The organism is Mycobacterium sp. E2462, from assembly GCF_001672685.1.
In the GTDB taxonomy this organism is placed as follows: domain Bacteria; phylum Actinomycetota; class Actinomycetes; order Mycobacteriales; family Mycobacteriaceae; genus Mycobacterium.
The window spans coordinates 1-555 of the sequence record NZ_LZKC01000451.1 but is presented as its reverse complement, the minus strand read 5'-3'; the positions used below and the strand labels follow the sequence as shown (position 1 = coordinate 555).

Here is a 555-nt window from a genome sequence, read left to right as displayed (position 1 = left end):
TGAGCCTCCCGCGGGAGGCCGGTCTAGGCGCAGCGGGGGGCCGCCCAAAGCGCAACGGCGACAGCGCCGCGCGCCGGGCGGCGGGTCGTCGCGCCACCGGATGTGGTTGAGCACCCGATCCGTGCCGGGCACGTTGAGCGTGAAGCCCAGAATGCCGTGCTGGCCGGGCGGCGCACCGGTGCCCAGCGACACCAGGCTGGTGGGCGTGGTCGAGGGGAAGGTGCAATCCAAGCGGCTGATCCATCCGGCCTCGCCGGCCAGCACCGACGCCAACAGCGGCGCTGCGGGGGCCAGCGACGGCAGCAGCTGCCAGCCCAGCCCGTCGACCAGCACCACGCAGACGCGGTCGACGGCGCCCACCGCGTCGGCCAGCCCCAGGGCGTCGTGCGCGCCGGGCGCGCCCAGCAGGGCCGCCGCCGCGGGCATGATGTCGCACAGGGAACCGGGCACCCGGTCAGTGTGGCACGACGACCGCCGGCCGGCGCGCGGCGCTGTCGCCGTTGCGCTTTGGGCGGCCCCCCGCTGCGCCTAGACCGGCCTCCCGCGGGAGGCTCA

Annotated in this window: 1 protein-coding gene; it reads right to left on the bottom strand. The window is 76.8% G+C overall.

The features are described 5' to 3' along the window. The coding region (locus A5714_RS23325; RefSeq protein ID WP_197513907.1) for an alkaline phosphatase family protein at positions 1-450 on the bottom strand (450 nt) is incomplete at its 3' end. Between the last annotated feature and the right edge of the window lie 105 nt (positions 451-555).